Annotated in this window: 15 protein-coding genes; 14 read left to right on the top strand and 1 reads right to left on the bottom strand. The window is 43.3% G+C overall.

Annotated features, from left to right (window positions below; translation table 11 throughout):
* Positions 1 to 37 precede the first annotated feature (37 nt).
* The 5 genes from Xhom_RS02395 to Xhom_RS02375 are packed head-to-tail and all read left to right on the top strand — an operon-like array spanning position 38 to position 6,452.
* The gene (locus Xhom_RS02395; protein ID WP_232326137.1) at positions 38 to 1,549 is read left to right on the top strand and encodes an MFS transporter; all 1,512 of its coding nucleotides are present in this window, start codon (positions 38 to 40) and stop codon (positions 1,547 to 1,549) included.
* 42 nt (positions 1,550 to 1,591) lie between these two features.
* Positions 1,592 to 2,287 (top strand): DUF6875 domain-containing protein, encoded by a 696-nt coding sequence (locus Xhom_RS02390; protein WP_069317247.1) that lies wholly within the window; start codon positions 1,592 to 1,594, stop codon positions 2,285 to 2,287.
* Between the two features lie 52 nt (positions 2,288 to 2,339).
* Entirely contained in the window at positions 2,340 to 3,740 is a 1,401-nt protein-coding gene (locus Xhom_RS02385) for a tryptophanase (RefSeq protein WP_069317246.1), read from the top strand.
* Positions 3,741 to 3,753: 13 nt separating this feature from the next.
* Positions 3,754 to 4,983, top strand: coding sequence for an acyl-CoA dehydrogenase family protein (locus Xhom_RS02380; RefSeq protein WP_069317245.1), 1,230 nt, complete (start codon positions 3,754 to 3,756; stop codon positions 4,981 to 4,983).
* 35 nt (positions 4,984 to 5,018) lie between these two features.
* A complete protein-coding gene (locus Xhom_RS02375; protein WP_069317244.1) occupies positions 5,019 to 6,452 on the top strand; it encodes a 4-hydroxyphenylacetate 3-hydroxylase family protein in 1,434 nt (477 codons plus the stop codon).
* Between the two features lie 536 nt (positions 6,453 to 6,988).
* Here the strand turns inward: Xhom_RS02375 and queG are convergent.
* The gene (queG, locus tag Xhom_RS02370) at positions 6,989 to 8,146 is read right to left on the bottom strand and encodes a tRNA epoxyqueuosine(34) reductase QueG (RefSeq protein WP_069317243.1); all 1,158 of its coding nucleotides are present in this window, start codon (positions 8,144 to 8,146) and stop codon (positions 6,989 to 6,991) included.
* 205 nt (positions 8,147 to 8,351) lie between these two features.
* On the opposite strand from queG, the gene tsaE reads away from it, so the two are divergent.
* From tsaE to Xhom_RS02325, 9 genes are all read left to right on the top strand, one after another.
* On the top strand, positions 8,352 to 8,816 hold the full coding sequence (tsaE, locus tag Xhom_RS02365) for a tRNA (adenosine(37)-N6)-threonylcarbamoyltransferase complex ATPase subunit type 1 TsaE (RefSeq protein ID WP_069317242.1): 465 nt from the start codon (positions 8,352 to 8,354) through the stop codon (positions 8,814 to 8,816).
* 14 nt (positions 8,817 to 8,830) lie between these two features.
* Positions 8,831 to 10,174, top strand: coding sequence for an N-acetylmuramoyl-L-alanine amidase AmiB (gene amiB, locus Xhom_RS02360; protein WP_069317241.1), 1,344 nt, complete (start codon positions 8,831 to 8,833; stop codon positions 10,172 to 10,174).
* A gap of 45 nt (positions 10,175 to 10,219) precedes the next feature.
* Positions 10,220 to 12,247: a DNA mismatch repair endonuclease MutL gene (gene mutL, locus Xhom_RS02355; RefSeq protein ID WP_069317240.1), complete on the top strand. Its 2,028-nt coding sequence runs from the start codon at positions 10,220 to 10,222 to the stop codon at positions 12,245 to 12,247.
* The gene (gene miaA / locus Xhom_RS02350; protein WP_069317239.1) at positions 12,240 to 13,181 is read left to right on the top strand and encodes a tRNA (adenosine(37)-N6)-dimethylallyltransferase MiaA; all 942 of its coding nucleotides are present in this window, start codon (positions 12,240 to 12,242) and stop codon (positions 13,179 to 13,181) included. Before mutL ends, miaA begins: the two co-directional genes overlap by 8 nt.
* A 108-nt stretch (positions 13,182 to 13,289) precedes the next feature.
* Positions 13,290 to 13,592: an RNA chaperone Hfq gene (hfq, locus tag Xhom_RS02345; RefSeq protein WP_069317238.1), complete on the top strand. Its 303-nt coding sequence runs from the start codon at positions 13,290 to 13,292 to the stop codon at positions 13,590 to 13,592.
* A 96-nt stretch (positions 13,593 to 13,688) separates the two neighbouring features.
* A complete protein-coding gene (hflX, locus tag Xhom_RS02340) occupies positions 13,689 to 14,969 on the top strand; it encodes a ribosome rescue GTPase HflX (RefSeq protein ID WP_069317237.1) in 1,281 nt (426 codons plus the stop codon).
* Between the two features lie 322 nt (positions 14,970 to 15,291).
* Positions 15,292 to 16,536 carry an FtsH protease activity modulator HflK gene (gene hflK / locus Xhom_RS02335; RefSeq protein WP_069317236.1) on the top strand — a complete coding sequence of 415 codons (1,245 nt, stop codon included), beginning with the start codon at positions 15,292 to 15,294 and terminating at the stop codon, positions 16,534 to 16,536.
* Positions 16,537 to 16,538: 2 nt separating this feature from the next.
* Positions 16,539 to 17,540 carry a protease modulator HflC gene (hflC, locus tag Xhom_RS02330; protein WP_069317235.1) on the top strand — a complete coding sequence of 334 codons (1,002 nt, stop codon included), beginning with the start codon at positions 16,539 to 16,541 and terminating at the stop codon, positions 17,538 to 17,540.
* A gap of 247 nt (positions 17,541 to 17,787) precedes the next feature.
* Positions 17,788 to 19,086 (top strand): adenylosuccinate synthase, encoded by a 1,299-nt coding sequence (locus Xhom_RS02325; RefSeq protein WP_069317234.1) that lies wholly within the window; start codon positions 17,788 to 17,790, stop codon positions 19,084 to 19,086.
* Positions 19,087 to 19,284 lie beyond the last annotated feature (198 nt).

Raw genomic sequence — 19,284 nt, 5'->3', positions numbered from 1 at the left:
AGAAGTGTTTCTTGAGAGACATTGTGGAGAACATAGCATGCAGATGATGGAGAAAAAGTCATGGGGGCGCTATTGGGTTTTAATAGCGGTTTGTATGGCGGGGCTGATTTTGCCTTTGGAATATACTGGCCCGGCAGTGGCTTTACCCGCGATCCAAGCTGAGTTGGGAGGCAGTGGGATTGCGTTATCTTGGGTCATCAATGCGTTTGCGTTAAGTTTTGGTAGTATCGTGATGGCTGCAGGAGCGTTGGCTGATCAGTATGGACGTAAGAAGATGTTTGTGATTGGCATAGCTGGATTCACGCTATTCTCTCTCATCGTTAGTGTAGCCAATGATGTGATTTTTCTTGATTTAGTCCGTGGTATTCAAGGTTTTTTTGCGGCTTTAACGATGGCGGGGGGAAATGCTTCCTTGGCTCAAGAATTTGAAGGTAGAGGGAGAACAAAAGCATTCGGCTTATTGGGAACGGCTTTTGGTGTTGGACTGGCATTTGGCCCCGTGATATCAGGTGCTTTAGTCGAGACGTTAGGCTGGCGTTCGGTCTTTCTATTGGGGGCCGTGTTCGGTGGTATCGCATTGATAATTGGTGGTTTGCACATGCGCGAATCACGAGATCCTGATGCGGCTAAACTCGATATTAAAGGCTTGTTCAGTTTTACGGCATTTTTAGTCCTACTGACATTCGGCATCATGCAGATCCCACAGAGCGGCATAAGCAGCCTCCCAGTCATCTTACTTCTTGGTTCAGCCGTATTGATGTTGGCTGTTTTCATTACCTGTGAGCTGACTCATAGTCGTCCAATGTTGGATATTTCCCTTTTTAGGTTCAAAAAATTTATTGGAGTGCAATTTTTACCACTGGCAACTGCAGTCTGTTTTATTGTTTTACTGATATTGTTCCCGATCCGCCTGATTGGTATTGAAGGTTACAGCGCAATTGAAGCGGGAGAGATGATGATTGCACTGTCAGCTCCAATGCTTTTTATTCCTTTCCTGGCGGCATTACTGACCCGTTGGATTTCATCACCAATACTTTCTTGTATGGGCTTATTGTGTGCAGCCATTGGGTTGGCATGGCTTTCAAATATGCCTGTTGGAACCGCGCCGACAACGTTAATGATCCCATTGTTGCTGATTGGTGTTGGAACCGGCTTCCCTTGGGGATTAATGGATGATCTTTCAATCCGCGTTGTTCCGATTGAACGAGCCGGTATGGCGACGGGTATCTTTACCACCATGCGGGCTTGTGGTGAAGCTATCTGTGTAGCGGGAGCATTAGCTATGCTGAATTCGCTTTTGCATATGGATTTGCGACAGGTTTCTCAACAATCGTCGAGTGTGATCTCGGAGGCAGCGAATAATCTGACAACAGGTAATTTTGAAAGTGCCAAAGGTTTATTTGTTATCTTATCGGAGCAAGAATTGATGACCATTTATAGCGGGGCGTTTAGTATATTGACCTATACCTTGATGGGAATAACATTATTAGCTACTGTGATATGTTTTTTCACTTTGAGAAATGAACGAGTAATGGTCAATCCTAATTAAAAAATATATAGACTGATAATAATTTAGCTTGGAGGATTTACCATGACGACTAATTTGACTCCAGTATTAAATCAATCATCTAGTTATCCAAAAATTGTTCCGATATCAGAGGTATTATCATCTAATGAATTAAGTTCAGACTCATTGAAGACAATAGTCCAGTGGTGTATGGATTATTTATGTAATCCACATCCTAATTTAGGAAGGTCGGGTGTTGTTTGTCCTTATTCACCTATTTCTATGAAAAAAGAAACTTTTTGGCTTACAGAAATAAAAACTAAAGGACGGACAGAGGAAGAAATAAAAAAAGATATTATTCATCTTTCTCATTTATTTCATGAGCTGGAGCCTCAGCATGGAGAAGAGAAACAATTTAAGACGATTGTTAGTGTGTGGGATGATATTTATCCTGAAGAAGAAATTGCTCGTTTGCATCATGAAATGAAACCAATATTTTTACATGAGGGATTAATGTTGGGCGAGTTTTTTAGCTCTTGCCAAAAAATAGGGTTACGGAATTCTCATTTTCAACCGTTACATTCGCCTATCCCATTATTGGTTGTCAGAGAAATGTTGGAATTTGATATAGCATTTCTTTCAAATTCCACAGAATATGTCAATGAGTATCTTCATAAGTATGGCGAACGAGGTTTATCTGTCATAAAGCAATTTTTGGAAAAAAATAAAAAAATCAATCTCAGTGATGAGCAAGTCTCGGTGCTGAAATCATATTTATAGTATCAATAGAATAGCATCCCATAACAATAATGACATCTAGAGGAAAATGGCTATGTCTAGATCTGAACCAGAACCTTGGCGTATTAAAATGGTTGAACCAATAAGAATGACAACCAGAGCCCAACGTCAAAAAGCATTGATGGAAGCCGGGTTAAATCCATTTATGTTAAAGTCAGAAGAAGTATTTATTGATCTACTTACTGATAGCGGCACAGGGGCTATGAGTGATCGGCAATGGGCTGGCATGTTTTTAGGTGATGAATCTTATGCAGGTAGCAGAAGCTATTATCAGTTGTCACAGACCGTAAAAGATTTATTTGGTTTTCAATACACAATTCCAGTACATCAAGGGCGAGGAGCAGAACAAATATTATTTCCATTCCTTGTAGAATTGGCAAAAGAAAAAGGCGCATCTGAACCTGTGTTTTTATCTAATCACCATTTTGATACGACAAAAGCGCATGTGGAGATAGCCGGTGCTAGGGCTAAGAATTTAATTTGTCCTTCTTCTTTACAAACAGATGTTTCTGATGATTGGAAAGGTAATTTTGATTTAAATGAACTTGAAAATGAAATTAAAAATAACCAAAAAAACATTGTCGCCATTGTTATTACTATTACATGTAATAGTGTAGGGGGACAGCCAGTTTCGATGGAAAATATTCGACTCGCTGCAAAAATGGCCCGAGATGCAGGTATTCCTGTTATCATTGATGCTGCTCGTTTCGCTGAAAATGCTTATTTCATTAAACAAAGAGAAAGTTCATTTTTTAATGAAACAATTTCTCAGATAGTTAAAGAAATATTCAATGAAGCAGATATATTTACCATGTCTGCAAAGAAAGACGGTATGGTAAATATTGGTGGTTTATGTTGTTTTCGTTATAATGAATCTTGGTTCAGACAGGTACAACTAAGGTGTGTTCCGATGGAAGGATTCGTGACATACGGGGGACTGGCGGGTCGGGATATGTCTGCGATGGCGATAGGGTTGCGAGAAGCTCTGGATGAGGATCATTTACGTAGCCGGATCGCTCAAGTTGAATATTTGGGGCATAAATTACAACAAGCAGGTATTCCTATTCAAACTCCTGTTGGGGGACATGCTGTATTTGTTGATGCACGTAAAATATTTCCTGATATAAAGCCGGAAAATTTCCCTGCTCAGGTTCTTTGTAATGCGTTGTATTTAGAAAGCGGAGTGCGGGCAACAGAAATAGGTTCATTGATGATGGGAAGAAATCCCATTACTGGGCAGCAGGAACCTTCATTATTTGAATTAATGAGATTAACTATCCCACGTCGAACTTATACAGATAATCATATGAGTTATGTTGCTAAGTCACTGATTGACGTTATTGAAAAAGCCGACACACTAAAACCGTTAGAATTTGAGTATGAACCCCTAATATTAAGACAATTTACCGCTCGATTCAGGGAAATTGAACGTTGAAGAGGAATAAAAAATGCAAAGTACGATGTATGTTGCATTAGGAGAAGTCTGTGGCGAAATAGTGGAGTCAGCTTCCCATTTTCATCAAATAGCATTGAATATGCGGACTTTGCTCAGAGAAAAACAAGACGAACACAATAAATTAGGGACTTATTCTCAGGAATTGCATGAATTATTTTTAAAACAGGGATTTTACCGTTTATTGCAACCTAAGAGATATGGTGGTTTTGAATTTTCTCTTGCTGAATATTATCGAGTCATGTTGGCGATATCAGAAGGGCATCCTTCTCTGGGCTGGAATCTGACTTTAGCTGCTTCACACGTTTTCTTACTTGCGTCACATTGGCCTGAATATGTCCAAGATGAGCTTTTTAATGACAACCAACAGTTTATTGCGGCACATAAGGCATTTCCTGCTGGAACGTGTAAAAAGGTGGATCAAGGATATATTATCGATGGGTTTTTTTCTTACTGTAGTGGCATTACTTATTCAACCCATGTCATTCTCAATGTTATTTGTGATTCGAAACAATCTAATCCGTATTCTATAAACTGTATTATTCCCAGACGAGATTTTGAAATATTAAATGATTGGGGAGAATACAGAGCATTAGGTATGTGGGCGAGTGGCTCTAATAGTGTTCGTCTGGATTCGGTGTTTGTACCGGAGAGAATGACAGTTCCTTTTCGTGCATTTTATGCGGATCAAAATGTTGATAATGGTACGGAAGGAACAAGGATACATCGTAATCCTATGTATTTAGGTTATTTGATGGCTCCCTATCACGCTAATTTGCTTGTTCCTATTATTGGTGCGAGTAAAGCGGCACTTGAGGAGTTCAGAAAATATGAAAAACCGGGTGATACCAATGAAATGGTATTCGTTCAGACATTAGGTTTGGCAACATTACTTTCTGATTCAGCTGAAGCTATCTTATTTAATGTATTAGATAAGTATGCTTTATTGTGCCAACGTTGGGAGCGGCATCGTTTGCCTATAACAGTAGATGAAAACTTACGTTTATGGGGACAGCTACAGCAGGCGGGTCGTTTAGCCAGTGAAAGTATTGAGACTCTCTTTCGAAATGCGGGGACATCAGCAGCATTAAAAGGATCTCGTCTTCTGCAATATTTTAATGATGCACAAATGTACCGTGGTCATATTGGATCTCAGAAGGAACAATTATCTTTGTATGTTGGGCGTTCATTGCTGAATAGAAAAATTTCTTTTCTTGATCTTTAAAACAAGCCGTATGAGCGGATAGGAGTTTAGAAAAGATGATAAGAACTGGAGAGCAATATATTGAGAAGCTTCGCGATGGACGCACTATTTTTATCAATGGAGAAAAAATCACTCATCATGTAGATCATCCTGCATTTAAAAATGCGATTAGATCGATTGCAGTCTTATATGATTATCAGAGCACGCATTTTGATAAAATGACGTTTATGACTGCTTCAGGTAATCGAATCGGGAAGCATTGGATGTTTCCTACAACAAGCCAGAAACTAATAGAAAGAGGTTTGGCTTCTTATGATTGGGCTAGGTTGGGGGCAGGTTGGTTAGGCCGAAGTCCTGATCATGTTTCATCCGCTTTAGTTGGAATGATGACTCACATTGAAGTGTTTGAAGCCTATTCGCAAGAACGTGCGGATGCCCTGAGAAATTATTTTCATTATGTGAGCGAGAAAGATCTCTACCTGACTTATGCGCTAGTGAATCCACAGGGAGATCGCTCAAAGAGTCCAAGTGAACACACGAAAAACCGTTATCACACATTGGGGGTGATTGGAAAGAATGCACAGGGAATTACGGTCAGAGGGGCGAAAATGCTCGCCACAGGAGCACCATTGGCTGATGAAGTTTTAGTTGGGGTGCATAATCCTCTAAAACCGGGTGCTGATGAGCGTTATGCTTTATCTTTTGCAATGCCACTTAGTGCTGAAGGTATCAAAATTATTTCGCGGCGTTCTTATGCCATAGATGTAAATCACAAAGATTATCCGTTGTCGTGTCAATTTGATGAGAATGACGCAGTTCTCTATTTTGATGATGTATTTGTTCCTTGGGAACGGGTGTTTCTTTTTGAAAATATAGAAATGTGCCGCAGACAATTTCATTCAACTGGCGCTGAAGCTCTGATGGATACTCAGAGTATGGCTCGCTACGCAGTGAAATTGCATTTTCTTGCTGGGTTGGCGCAAGCCATGACCGAAGCAAATGGAGTTGATAAATATCCTGCTGTAAGAGAATCGCTTGCAGAACTTGCTTGTTACGCAATGAATATTGAAGGGCTTTTTAGAAGCTTGATCCATAATCCAAATGTGCATAATGGATTTTATATTCCTGATCAAACTCTGCTCTATACTTGTCAGATTATTGCGCAGTCTATTTACCCAAAAATAATGGATACGATACGGCGTTTGGCTGGGGGAGGTGTCATTATGCTGCCATCCAGTGAAGAGGATTTATTGAATGATGAGATCTTAAGTGTGATTGAGAAAACGCAATACTCCTCTGTTCTTTCCCCTGTGGAAAAAGTTCGTCTTATGAAACTCGTTTGGGATTCGGTTGGTTCCGAATTTGCGTCAAGGCATTTGCAGTATGAAATGTTTTATTCAGGATCTTCTATTGTCACGCTTAACCGCTTCTATGATCGGTATGATTGGCAATTTTCAAGGGAATTAGTTGAGAATATAAAAGTGTCCTAGTCTTACCTTATCGTTTTATCGATAGGGGAAAAGTGCCAACGGGGAAGACGTTGGCACTTTTTTCAAGTGGATTTATCCCCAGCAAGGAATTGTCAATAAAGCACTTGCTATCCTGTCTCAACAGGTCCATAATGCCGCCTCATTTTTGAAGAGGTGGAGGAAAATTTCTCCACTAGTGTTGAGAATAAGTGGGTATTTTTTTATTTAGCTGCTGATTTAAGATGTTTTCTACTAAAATTCAATTCTTGTTTTTTATCCACAATTTTTAAGATTACTGTCATATTGAGCCACCTAGTGGCGCTCTACATATTACACAGAGTTATCCACAGGGAGCTGTGCCATACTTAAATTTATTGATTTGTTTTTCGAATCAATTGATCATCTTTAACTTATTGATTAGTTAAAATAATTAACCTCATGTAAAAATACACCGTTCAAGATTTAACCTTGTTTTGTTCGTTGATCAACAAAGCATTTTTATTTTATTCACAAGGAAACAGACGGCTTTTTTAACAAAAAATTAGAGTGGTTGATTATTAAGCGTCTCGGGGTAATCCTTTGGTTATTGCCCGGATTAATCGTTTTTGTTGTGAAGTTTGAACTTCGATTGAATTAGCATTGCGGCGAGTTATTTGTTGCTCGATTGCCCAGCGGATATGTTCATTCAAAATATCACTCAAATCCATTCTTTTTTCCAACGCCAGTACGATCTCAACCTGATAAGGAGCATTGCCCAAAGCAACTGAAATATTACGTAGCCAACGTAAATAACCAATACGGCGGATTGCTGATCCTTCTGTAATGCGCAGAAATTTTTCTTCACTCCAACTGAATAGATCAAGTAATTGAGGAGTGTGCAGTGTCGCGCGAGGGCTGAAATCGGTCTCATCTGTTAATTGCGAAAAGCGGTTCCATGGGCAAATAAGTTGGCAATCATCGCAGCCATAAATTCGATTCCCCATCAGTGGACGAAACTCTTCTGGTATCACACCTTCCAGTTCAATTGTCAGATAAGAAATGCAGCGTCGAGCATCAATAGTGTAAGGCTCAACAATGGCACCTGTCGGACAGGTTGTCATACAGGCTACACAGCGCCCGCATTGTTCCTCTTGGGGTGTATCAATCGGTAGGGGAAGATTAATAAGTAATTCACCGAGGAAAAACCAAGAACCCGATTCCCGATTCAATATAAGTGAGTGTTTACCAACCCAGCCAAGCCCCGCTTTTGCTGCTAGTGGGCGCTCCATAATTGGTGCAGAATCAACAAAAGGGCGAAAATTCAGAGTTCCCTGATATTCATGGTCACTGCAATAGTCTTGGATCTGATCGCCAAGTTTTTTTAGTCGTTGACGTAGTAGCTTATGATAATCTCTGCCCAGCGAATAACGGCTGACATAACCCATTTGTGGGTTGTTAAGCGTACTGGCAAAAGCGGCCTTAGCTGGCAGATAATTCATGCGTACACTGATAACCCGCAAAGTCCCGGGCAGAAGTTCATGAGGACGAGCGCGCATCATGCCATGACGTGCCATCCAGTCCATTTCGCCGTGGTATTGCTTATCAAGCCATTCCTGTAGTTTAGGTTCTTCTGCTGATAAATCGGTGTCACAAATACCGACTTGTTGGAAGCCAAGGGAAATACCCCATTGCTTGATGTTTGCTGCCAGAAGATTCAGATCGAGAGGGATTGCCATGGAATATCAATTTACTGCTGTAAGAGGGATCGTAGCTTAACACAGTGTGGATTGAATACAAAAAAGCGGCATGTGGAGTCACTGGGGCGCAGAAGATGTTAAATGATAATGTCTGAGTTATGTTATGGTTATTGGTTAAGCTATTTAACTGATAAGCCCATTTTGATTGGGCTTTAATTCAATAAATAAAAATAGATATTTTTCGATGAAAGAACTCGTTTTATCACTTCCAAATGAAAATGCCACCGTTGCATTAGGCAATGCAGTGGCAGCATCCGGCGATCGCGGCTATGTTATTTATTTATATGGTGATCTTGGGGCTGGAAAAACCACATTCAGCCGTGGTTTTCTACAGGCACTCGGTCATCAGGGACATGTTAAGAGCCCGACTTATACTCTGGTTGAACCGTATGCTTTACAACCCCGACCTGTCTACCATTTCGATCTTTACCGTCTGGCTGATCCTGAAGAGCTAGAATTTATGGGTATTCGTGACTATTTCTATCAGGATTCCATTTGCTTGGTGGAATGGCCACAACAGGGCGCTGGTTTTTTACCTGCTGCCGATATTGAGCTGCACTTGAGCTATGACAGCGAAGGGCGGCAGGCGCGTTTTGTAGCGCAATCTGAATATGGTGAAAGTCTGTTGGATAATTTGACGTCCTTATGAAGGAATACCCGACCATGATGAATGCCTTTTCCGTGAATGCTTTTTTTGTGAATATAAGCAAAAAATGGCGAGCTTATTGGATTATGGCCCTTGTTCTGTTTGTCATGCTAAGTCAATTAGCCATGATGACAGCTTCAGCGGCTACGTTGTCGAATATTCATGTGAGTAATAACCCATCTGAAGCCACAGTAACGTTGGAATTCACTGGCGGGCATCCAGATTATCGATTTTTCCCCCTGCATTCCCCTGAACGGTTGGTGGTGGATGTTCGTCAAGCAAGCAAAGTCGTTGGTTTACCGATGCGTTTATCCGGCCAGAATTTAGTGAAAGTAGTACGTTCTAGTCAATCATCCGATGCTCATCATCAGCGAATCGTGTTGGAATTGGCGCATAAAGCAATGGCTAATTCCACAGTGAAAAATGCGGGAAATAAATCTCAGGTGGTAATGACATTAAAAGCCAATGGCAGGGTGAATTCTTCATCTCTATCCAAAGATAATACGCCCCAAAATGAAAGTAAGCAGTTACTAACTAATAGCGCTTCACTGTCGGGGTCAGAAACGAGACCTGAAACTAAAGCGGCATCGAATCCTCATGATCAGGGCGTGAAAAGGCAAGCAACCAAAACGGTGCAAGGAAAAGGCATACAGCCGATTGTCGTTGCCATTGATGCCGGGCATGGAGGGCAAGATCCCGGAGCCATCGGGCAAAAGGGGTTAAAGGAAAAAAATGTTACTATCAGTGTGGCACGTAAGCTGGAAGCCTTGTTGCGCAGTGATCCTATGTTCAAACCCGTATTAACGCGGAATGGTGACTACTTTATCTCCGTGGCTGGACGTTCCGAGGTTGCCCGCAAGCATCGGGCAAATATGTTGGTGTCGATTCATGCAGATGCTGCCCCTAATCGCAGCGCCAGAGGAGCTTCTGTCTGGGTGCTTTCTAATCGTCGTGCAAATAGTGAATTGGGAAATTGGCTGGAGCAGCATGAAAAACAATCGGAATTATTGGGAGGTGCGGGAGATGCCCTTGCTAATGGTACTGATCCTTATTTGAGTCAGGCGGTGTTGGATTTGCAATTTGGTCATTCCCAGCGGGTTGGCTATGACGTTGCTATGCAGGTATTGGGTCAGATGATTAAAATTGGTTCATTGCATAAACGTACGCCAGAACATGCTAGCCTCGGTGTCTTGCGCTCGCCGGATATTCCGTCCATTTTGGTGGAAACTGGCTTTATTAGTAACCAGTATGAAGAAGAATTGTTGGGCTCTAATGAATATCAGGAAAAATTGGCGCAAGGCATTCATCGTGGATTACGCCAATATTTTCAGGCTAATCCATTACAGATTGCACCACAGTAACCAATGCCTATTGGAATGGGCTCTAAATCGTAAGTAAGGTCGAATATGGCTATCAAGGTATTACCCCCACAATTGGCAAACCAGATTGCTGCTGGTGAAGTGGTTGAGCGCCCTGCATCCGTGGTGAAAGAATTGGTGGAAAATAGCCTTGATGCTGGTGCTACCCGCATTGATATTGATATTGAGCGTGGTGGCGCAAAGTTGATCCGAATTCGTGATAACGGTTGTGGGATTAGCCAGCAAGATCTCACATTAGCACTGGCGCGCCATGCCACCAGTAAAATTGCTTCATTGGATGATTTGGAAGCCATTGTCAGTATGGGGTTTCGTGGGGAGGCGCTGGCCAGTATCAGTTCTGTTTCGCGGCTGACATTGACTTCTCGCCCTGAAAATCAGACTGAAGCATGGCAATCTTATGCAGAAGGCCGTGACATGGAAGTCACTGTGAAACCCGCAGCTCATCCTGTAGGAACGACGGTTGAAGTGTTAGATCTGTTTTATAACACGCCAGCCCGCCGCAAATTCCTGAGAACAGAAAAAACGGAATTTAGCCACATTGATGAAGTGGTGCGTCGGATCGCATTAGCACGGTTGGATATTGCCATCAATCTGAACCATAACGGAAAATTAGTACGCCAGTATCGTCCGGCTAAAGAAGAGTCCCAACATGAGCGGCGTTTAGCCGCGATTTGTGGCACGGCGTTTGTGCAGCAGGCTTTGGCGTTATCATGGCAGCATGATTCCCTGTCCATTAAAGGTTGGGTTGTAGACCCCATGAATGCGACGGCAGTGAGTGATATCCAATATTGTTATGTTAATGGGCGTATGATGCGGGATCGGTTGATTAATCATGCTATCCGCCAAGCCTATCAAGATTTGATTCAGGGTGAACAACAACCCGCGTATGTTTTGTATCTGGGAGTCGATCCGCATCAGGTGGATGTCAATGTACATCCGGCCAAGCATGAAGTGCGTTTCCATCAGGCGCGTTTAGTGCATGACTTTATTTATCAAGGTGTGGCTGCGGTATTGAAACAGCGTAGCGAAGGTGCTGAATTGGGGCTGAGTTCTCAGGAGCCAGTGGCAAGCTGGGTGCCGGAGAATCGTCCATCTGCGGGCGAAAACCATTTTCTCCGTAAGAATGTAGAGCCATCCACTGTAGCGAATAGTAAGAAACAGGGACAGGGAGAAAGCCAATATTCAGTCCGTGAAACGCAGCCGTCTTATCAGAAACCTCATCAACTATCGCATCATGGCGAAGGCTACCAGAAAAAACAGGGGGAGCTGTACCAAAAATTGATGCAGTTCGCGCCGGAAGAAAAACGGCCACTATTTCCTGAAAAAACAATACCTCCTGAAAGATCGGTACTTCCGGAAAGGGCTATGCCAAAGCCGGAAAAAATGCCCTTATCTTCCAGCTTCCCCATTTCCAGTTCGTCGATCACCAGACCAACGCCTGTTCCTGTCACATCTGTGCAATCGAAACAGGGAAAAAATGGCAGCCTCAATTTGGGAAGTTGTTACAGCTTCGGAAAAGTATTGAGCATCTATGCAGGTTACTATGCTTTGACTGAATCCCTATTGGGAATTGGGTTGCTTTCTCTGCCCGTGGCTGAACGCTGGCTGAAACAGGCGCAATTAACGCCGGGAGAACAGGGGCTGAAATCTCAGCCATTATTGATCCCGCTGAAACTGGCTCTCAATCAGGTTGAAATGATCACTTTGAAGCAGAATAGTGAGCTATTAAAGACTTTTGGCATTGAATCTACAGTCACACATGGAAAAGTAACTATTCATGCGGTATCGTTGCCCTTGCGTCAACAGAACCTGCCGAAACTCCTGCCGGAGCTGTTGAGCTATCTTAGGGAACAGTCAAAGGCTTCGGTTGAGCAGGTGACAATTTGGCTTTCCCGTCACGTGGGTAGCGAACATGAAACGTGGAACGTCGCACAAGCCGTCCAGCTTTTGGCTGATGTCGAGCGTCTTTGTCCTCAACTGGTGGAATCGCCGCCGGAAGGGTTATTACAGTTAATTGATTTACAAGCAGTGGTGGCACGTCTTAATCATGAGTGATTGCAAAACTCAACATCTGCCGACAGCCATTTTTATCATGGGGCCAACGGCTTCAGGAAAAACGGCGTTATCGATCGCTTTGCGCCAGAATCTTCCGGTTGAATTAATCAGTGTTGATTCTGCATTGATTTATCGTGGAATGGATATCGGGACAGCAAAACCTTCCGCAGCAGAGCAAACACAGGCACCTCATCGTTTGATCGATATTCTCGATCCTATTGAAACTTACTCTGCTGCTGATTTTCGCCGTGATGCCTTGAAAGAGATGGCAGATATCACTGCTGCGGGGAGAATTCCACTACTCGTTGGTGGAACCATGCTATATTTCAAAGCGTTGCTGGAAGGACTATCACCTTTGCCCTCAGCTAATCCTGAAATTCGGGCGCAGATCGAGCAAGAGGCTGCGGAGTTTGGGTGGGAAACATTACATCAGCAATTACAAGAGATTGATCCCGTTGCTGCTGTAAGGATTCATCCGAATGATCCTCAACGTCTTACTCGTGCACTGGAAGTTTTTCGAATTTCGGGTAAAACTCTAACTACATTGACTGAAACGTCTGGAGAAATATTGCCTTATCGTGTTCATCAATTTGCGATCGCACCTACAAGCCGTGAAATCTTGCATCAGCGCATTGCGGCCCGTTTTGAACAAATGATCAAATCAGGGTTTGAAGATGAAGTAAAAGCGCTTTATGCTCGTAGCGATTTGCATACAGATTTACCTTCCATTCGTTGTGTTGGTTATCGTCAAATGTGGTCTTATCTCTCTGGCGAAATTTCTCATGATGAGATGGTTTATCGTGGTATCTGTGCAACGCGCCAGTTGGCTAAGCGTCAGATAACATGGCTCAGGAGCTGGGACAATGTGACTTGGTTAGATAGTGACCAATCTAAACAAGCACTAAATACAGTCATGCAGTCTATTAGTACATAAATCGTTGATTGTGTACAATTGATTAGTACAAAGCGTCATTTTTTGAGTAGTTACTTTTTCGAACCAATAGGTTCTTAGTTAAAAACAACAAAATAAGGAAAATATAGAATGGCTAAGGGGCAATCTTTGCAAGATCCATTCCTGAACGCTTTACGGCGCGAAAGGGTCCCGGTTTCTATTTATTTGGTTAACGGCATCAAATTACAGGGTCAGATTGAATCTTTTGACCAATTTGTCATTTTACTGAAAAACACGGTCAGCCAGATGGTTTATAAACATGCCATCTCTACTGTTGTGCCTTCCCGTCCTGTATCTCATCACGGTAGCAATCCGAATGCGACGACTGGCGTTGGAAATTATCATGCTGGCGCTAACCCAGCAGCACAACAGGAAAGTGATGGCGCTGAATAAATCAGTGGCCACACCTGACGTAAATAAAAGCATAGGTAGGGAGACTTTACCTATGTTTTTCCTATGGATTTTTACTCAGCCTGAGAGGTTGCACCATTGTTTGATCGTTATGAAGGCGGAGAGTTAGCCGTTCTGGTGCATGTTTTCTTCTCACAGGAAAAAGATACGGAAAATCTCAATGAATTCGAATCATTGGTGACTTCCGCAAGTGTTTCTCCTGTGCAGATTGTAACGGGAAGCCGAAAGGCACCTCATCCGAAATATTTTGTTGGAGAGGGCAAAGCAGAGGAAATCGCCGACGCTGTTAAAAACAGCGGCGCGGATGTGGTGTTGTTTAACCATGCTCTCAGCCCTGCTCAAGAACGTAATCTGGAACGTTTGTGCCAATGCCGTGTCGTTGATCGCACTGGTGTGATTCTGGATATTTTTGCCCAGCGGGCAAGAACACACGAAGGCAAACTTCAAGTCGAATTGGCACAGTTGCGTCATTTGTCGACCCGTCTGGTACGGGGATGGACTCACCTCGAACGTCAAAAAGGGGGGATCGGTTTGCGTGGGCCCGGGGAAACCCAGCTGGAAAGCGACCGCCGTATGTTGCGTGATAAAATCAAACAGATTTTGGGGCGCCTTGGCAAAGTTGAAAAACAGCGCGAACAGGGGCGTCAGGCACGCAATAAAGCCGATATTCCGACCGTTTCCCTGGTTGGTTATACTAATGCAGGAAAATCAAGTTTATTCAATCGAATAACCTCAGCTGAAGTCTATGCTGCCGATCAGCTTTTTGCCACTCTCGATCCGACATTGCGCAGAATAGATGTGGATGATGTTGGTGCTGTTGTCTTGGCGGACACCGTAGGCTTTATTCGTCATTTACCCCATGATTTGGTTGCTGCGTTCAAAGCTACCTTGCAGGAAACTCGACAGGCAAAATTATTACTGCATGTCGTCGATGCAGCTGATAACCGTCTTGATGAAAATATTATCGCTGTTGACAGTGTTCTTGAAGAGATTGAATCCAATGAGATCCCTTCTCTATTGGTGATGAATAAAATCGATATGTTGGAAGATTTTATTCCCCGCATCGATCGTGATGAAGATAATCGTCCGGTTAGAGTCTGGTTGTCAGCACAGACTGGCGAAGGTATTCCGCTGTTATTTCAGGCGCTAACTGAACGTCTTTCAGGTGAAATCGCACACTATGAATTACATCTTCCACCCGAAGCGGGACGTCTGCGTAGCCGGTTCTACCAGCTTCAGGCGATTGAACGCGAATGGATGGAAGAAAACGGCCAAGTTGGTGTTGAAGTCAGAATGCCAATGGTGGATTGGCGTCGCCTGTGCAAACAAGAACCGAATTTAACTGACTATGTTGTCTGATTGATTGGCGCAGGGCAACAAACAAGGTATTATTTTGCACGTCATTTCAAGGTACCTAGAATCATGGAGTAATGGGGATGGGATGGCAGTGATGAAATGGCTGTGCCAGAATTGTAGTGACTGAACTAGCACTGTCAAAAACATCACTCAAATATTGGTTGCTTACAAAAACGACGAAATGAGTGTCGTTTCTGACCACAGAGGCTGCTGTCAGACCTGTCATAGACAGACAACGGCCTGTGAAGTGGGAAGCCTCACCCATCTGGGTGGAGAGCAGTCACCTCTGAAAAACCAGTGAAAAACTAAAAAGTGGAGCTAAAACATGGCGTGGAATCAGCCCGGTAATAACGGACAGGACCGCGACCCGTGGGGAAGCAGCGATAATAATGGCGGCAACTCCGGCGGCAACAATAAAGGTGGTCGAAAGCGTGGAGCAACTGATCTCGACGATTTGTTCCGAAAACTGAGTGAAAAACTCGGTGGTTTCGGTGGAAACAAAGGTGGAAATGGTTCTGCACAGAACCCAAAATTTGGCGGACGTCTTATTGGTCTTGCCGTCGCTGCTGCGGTTGTTGTCTGGGTTGTTAGTGGTTTCTATACGATTAAAGAAACAGAACGTGGTGTAGTTACTCGTTTGGGTAAATTCAGTCACGTTGTTCAGCCTGGCTTGAACTGGAAATTGACATTTATCGATCGTGTACGTGCCGTTAACGTCGAATCTGTTCGTGAGCTGGCGACATCGGGTGTCATGTTGACATCGGATGAAAACGTTGTACGTGCCGAAATGAACGTTCAGTATCGTGTCACTGACCCTGCTGCCTACCTTTTCAATGTCACTACTCCTGACAATAGCCTGGGTCAAGCAACAGACAGTGCTGTGCGTGGAGTGGTTGGCAAGTACACAATGGAAAAAATTCTGACAGCGGATCGCACTATCGTACGTAATGACACCCAAAAGGTATTGGAAGAAACTATTCGTCCATACAACATGGGGATCACTCTGCTGGACGTTAACTTCCAAGCTGCGCGTCCACCTGAAGAGGTGAAAGCCGCATTCGATGATGTTATTGCCGCACGCGAAGAAGAGCAAAAAACCATTCGTGAAGCAGAAGCTTATGCGAACTCTGTTCTTCCGATCGCCAGTGGTAATGCTCAACGCATTATTGAAGACGCCAAAGCTTATAAAGTGAGTGTGGTATTGAATGCTCAGGGTGAAGTGGCAAGTTTTGCCAAAATTCTGCCAGAGTATAAAGCAGCACCTGAAATTACTCGTGAACGTCTTTATATTGAAGCGATGGAACGTGTTTTGAGTCATACCCGCAAAGTGATTGCAAACGAAAAGAGCAATAGCATGCTGGTACTGCCATTGGATCAAATTCTGCGTAATCAACCTGAAGCACCAAAACTTCAGCCGGATACCAGAGTTACGCCAGAGCAGAACAACATGACACATTCTACATCGGCACAAAGGAACTCAAGTTATAACCATTCCAGTGATGACAACAGTTCTAGCTATGGCAATTCAAATAACCTGCGTGGTGATACGCAAAGACAAGGGAGACCATAATCATGCGTAAGTCGTTCGTCTTTGTTATTGCCGCCATATTGGTTGTGCTGTATTCGTCGATATTTATCGTGTATGAAGGTCAGCGTGGCATTATGCTGCGTTTTGGTAAGGTTGTGCGTGATTCTGAAAATAAGCCTTTGGTTTATCAGCCGGGCCCGCATTTCAAAATTCCTTTTATTGAAACTGTTAAAACGCTTGATGCCCGTATCCAGACTATGGATATCAAGGCTGACCGCTTCCTGACCAGTGAAAATAAAGACCTGATTGTTGACTCCTACCTGAAATGGCGTATCAAAGATTTCAGCAGCTATTATCTGGCAACGGGTAATGGGGAAATCTCTCAGGCTGAGCTTCTGTTGAAACGTAAATTCAGTGACCGTCTGCGTTCTGAAATTGGTCGTCTGGATGTGCGTGGTATCGTGACAGATTCCCGTGGTCGTTTGACAACGGATGTTCGTAATGCGCTGAACTTGGGAACGAATGAAGATAGCTCAAGTGCAGACAATGATATTGCTTCAGCAGCGGCCCGCGTGGAGAAGGAAACGAAAGGTAAACAACCTGCCCTGAATCCGAATAGTATGGCGGCATTGGGGATTGAAGTTGTGGACGTTCGTATTAAGCAAATTAACTTGCCGGATGAAGTTTCAGGGGCAATTTATCAGCGTATGCGTGCAGAGCGTGAAGCAGTAGCGCGTCGTCATCGTTCACAAGGTTTGGAAGAAGCTGAGAAAGTCCGTGCAACCGCTGATAAGAAAGCGACAGAAATTAAGGCCAGAGCATATAGCCAGGCATTGATTTTACGTGGTGAAGGTGATGCGGAAGCAACTAAGTTATTTGCTGATTCATTTAGCAAAGATCCTGAATTCTACGCATTTATTCGTAGCCTGCGTGCTTACGAAAATAGCTTCAAGAATGACGGAAACATCATGGTACTCAGCCCAGATAGCGATTTCTTCCGCTATATGAAAGAGCCATCTAAGCAGCTCCGTCATACGAATGACTAAGTCGATTAGCAGATAAACTGCAATTACTGTAATTGACAAAAAATCATTAATGCGGCTGTTATATCTGGCCGATTATCAGGCCACTGTAAAAAACATACAGTGGCTTTTTGTTTCTGTCATCATTACCAATGCTTACTTAACAGACCATTTATATAACGAAACGAAATAATAGAAGTAACAAAAAATACTGAAAGGTGCTAAATGAGATGGTAGAATCCATTTTTAAGCAACCGAGTGAACTTTTGAAATGGGTAAGAACGTTGTCGTATTGGGCACCCAATGGGGTGACGAGGGCAAGGGTAAAATCGTCGACTTGCTGACTGAACGCGCGAAATACGTAGTTCGTTATCAAGGGGGCCACAACGCGGGCCATACACTAGTCATCAACGGTGAAAAAACCGTTCTCCACTTAATCCCATCTGGGATCTTACGTGAAAATGTCATTAGCATTATCGCAAATGGGGTCGTTTTAGCACCAGATGCTTTGATGAAAGAGATGAAACAGCTTGAATCACGTGGGGTTCCTGTACGTGAGCGCTTGCTTATTTCTGAAGCTTGTCCTCTGATCCTGCCTTATCACGTTGCATTGGATAATGCCCGCGAGAAAGCACGTGGTGCCAAAGCAATTGGTACAACTGGCCGTGGTATCGGGCCTGCATACGAAGATAAAGTGGCTCGTCGTGGCCTGCGTGTGGGCGATCTGTTCGATAAAGAAACTTTCGCAGTTAAGCTGAAAGAAATCATCGATTACCACAATTTCCAGCTGGTTAACTATTACAAAGAACCTGCTGTTGATTACCAAAAAACACTGGATGACATTTTAGCCATTGCAGACATTCTGACTGGTATGGTAGTTGACGTTTCTGATCTGCTCTATAAAGCAACTCAGAAAGGTGAATTGGTGATGTTCGAAGGTGCACAGGGTACACTGCTGGATATTGACCACGGTACTTATCCTTATGTAACTTCTTCCAACACTACCGCGGGTGGCGTTGCAACGGGTTCAGGTCTGGGTCCACGTTACGTTGACTATGTTCTGGGTATCATCAAGGCTTACTCCACCCGAGTTGGTGCAGGCCCATTCCCGACTGAATTGTTTGATGAAACAGGCGAATACCTGCGTAAACAAGGTCAGGAATTTGGTGCAACAACAGGCCGTAGCCGTCGTACTGGTTGGTTGGATATCGTCGCAATCCGTCGTGCGATCCAAATCAACTCCCTTTCTGGCTTCTGCATGACCAAACTGGACGTGCTGGATGGTTTGAAAGAAGTGAAAATTTGTGTTGGCTATCGTCAGCCAGATGGCACTGTTATTGACACTACGCCATTGGCAGCAGAAAACTGGGAAGGCCTTGAAGCCATCTATGAATCTCTGCCAGGTTGGGATGAAAGTACTTTTGGTGTGAAAGATTACAGCAAATTGCCACAAGCAGCACTGAACTATATCAAACGTGTAGAAGAGCTGACTGGCGTTCCTGTTGATATTATTTCTACAGGCCCAGATCGTGCAGAAACGATGATCCTGCGTGATCCATTTGATGCTTAATTGATAGCTTAATCTTTCAAGTACACATAACCGGGCTTTATGCCCGGTTTTTGTTTTTAGGATGTTTTTTAAAGATTTTTTTAATGATAATTTTAAAACGAGTGGCTCATTTTGCTTAATTTTTAAAATACCCACATAATAATGAACAACTAACGAAAACCAATAAACCGATATTTTTTGGTTCCAAATAAATTCCGC

The organism is Xenorhabdus hominickii, from assembly GCF_002632725.1.
Classification (GTDB): Bacteria; Pseudomonadota; Gammaproteobacteria; order Enterobacterales; family Enterobacteriaceae; genus Xenorhabdus; species Xenorhabdus hominickii.
Note: the sequence above shows the minus strand (reverse complement) of the source record. Positions and strands in the feature narration are given on the sequence as shown.

Excerpts from the sequence above, each read along its gene's own strand:
- Xhom_RS02395 (WP_232326137.1), top strand. The coding sequence starts at position 38 with ATGCAGATGATGGAGAAAAAGTCATGGGGGCGCTATTGGGTTTTAATA.
- hfq (WP_069317238.1), top strand. The coding sequence starts at position 13,290 with ATGGCTAAGGGGCAATCTTTGCAAGATCCATTCCTGAACGCTTTACGG.
- hflK (WP_069317236.1), top strand. The coding sequence starts at position 15,292 with ATGGCGTGGAATCAGCCCGGTAATAACGGACAGGACCGCGACCCGTGG.
- Xhom_RS02325 (WP_069317234.1), top strand. The coding sequence starts at position 17,788 with ATGGGTAAGAACGTTGTCGTATTGGGCACCCAATGGGGTGACGAGGGC.
- amiB (WP_069317241.1), top strand. The coding sequence starts at position 8,831 with ATGATGAATGCCTTTTCCGTGAATGCTTTTTTTGTGAATATAAGCAAA.
- tsaE (WP_069317242.1), top strand. The coding sequence starts at position 8,352 with ATGAAAGAACTCGTTTTATCACTTCCAAATGAAAATGCCACCGTTGCA.
- Xhom_RS02375 (WP_069317244.1), top strand. The coding sequence starts at position 5,019 with ATGATAAGAACTGGAGAGCAATATATTGAGAAGCTTCGCGATGGACGC.
- miaA (WP_069317239.1), top strand. The coding sequence starts at position 12,240 with ATGAGTGATTGCAAAACTCAACATCTGCCGACAGCCATTTTTATCATG.
- mutL (WP_069317240.1), top strand. The coding sequence starts at position 10,220 with ATGGCTATCAAGGTATTACCCCCACAATTGGCAAACCAGATTGCTGCT.
- Xhom_RS02380 (WP_069317245.1), top strand. The coding sequence starts at position 3,754 with ATGCAAAGTACGATGTATGTTGCATTAGGAGAAGTCTGTGGCGAAATA.
- Xhom_RS02390 (WP_069317247.1), top strand. The coding sequence starts at position 1,592 with ATGACGACTAATTTGACTCCAGTATTAAATCAATCATCTAGTTATCCA.
- queG (WP_069317243.1), bottom strand. The coding sequence starts at position 8,146 with ATGGCAATCCCTCTCGATCTGAATCTTCTGGCAGCAAACATCAAGCAA.
- hflC (WP_069317235.1), top strand. The coding sequence starts at position 16,539 with ATGCGTAAGTCGTTCGTCTTTGTTATTGCCGCCATATTGGTTGTGCTG.
- Xhom_RS02385 (WP_069317246.1), top strand. The coding sequence starts at position 2,340 with ATGTCTAGATCTGAACCAGAACCTTGGCGTATTAAAATGGTTGAACCA.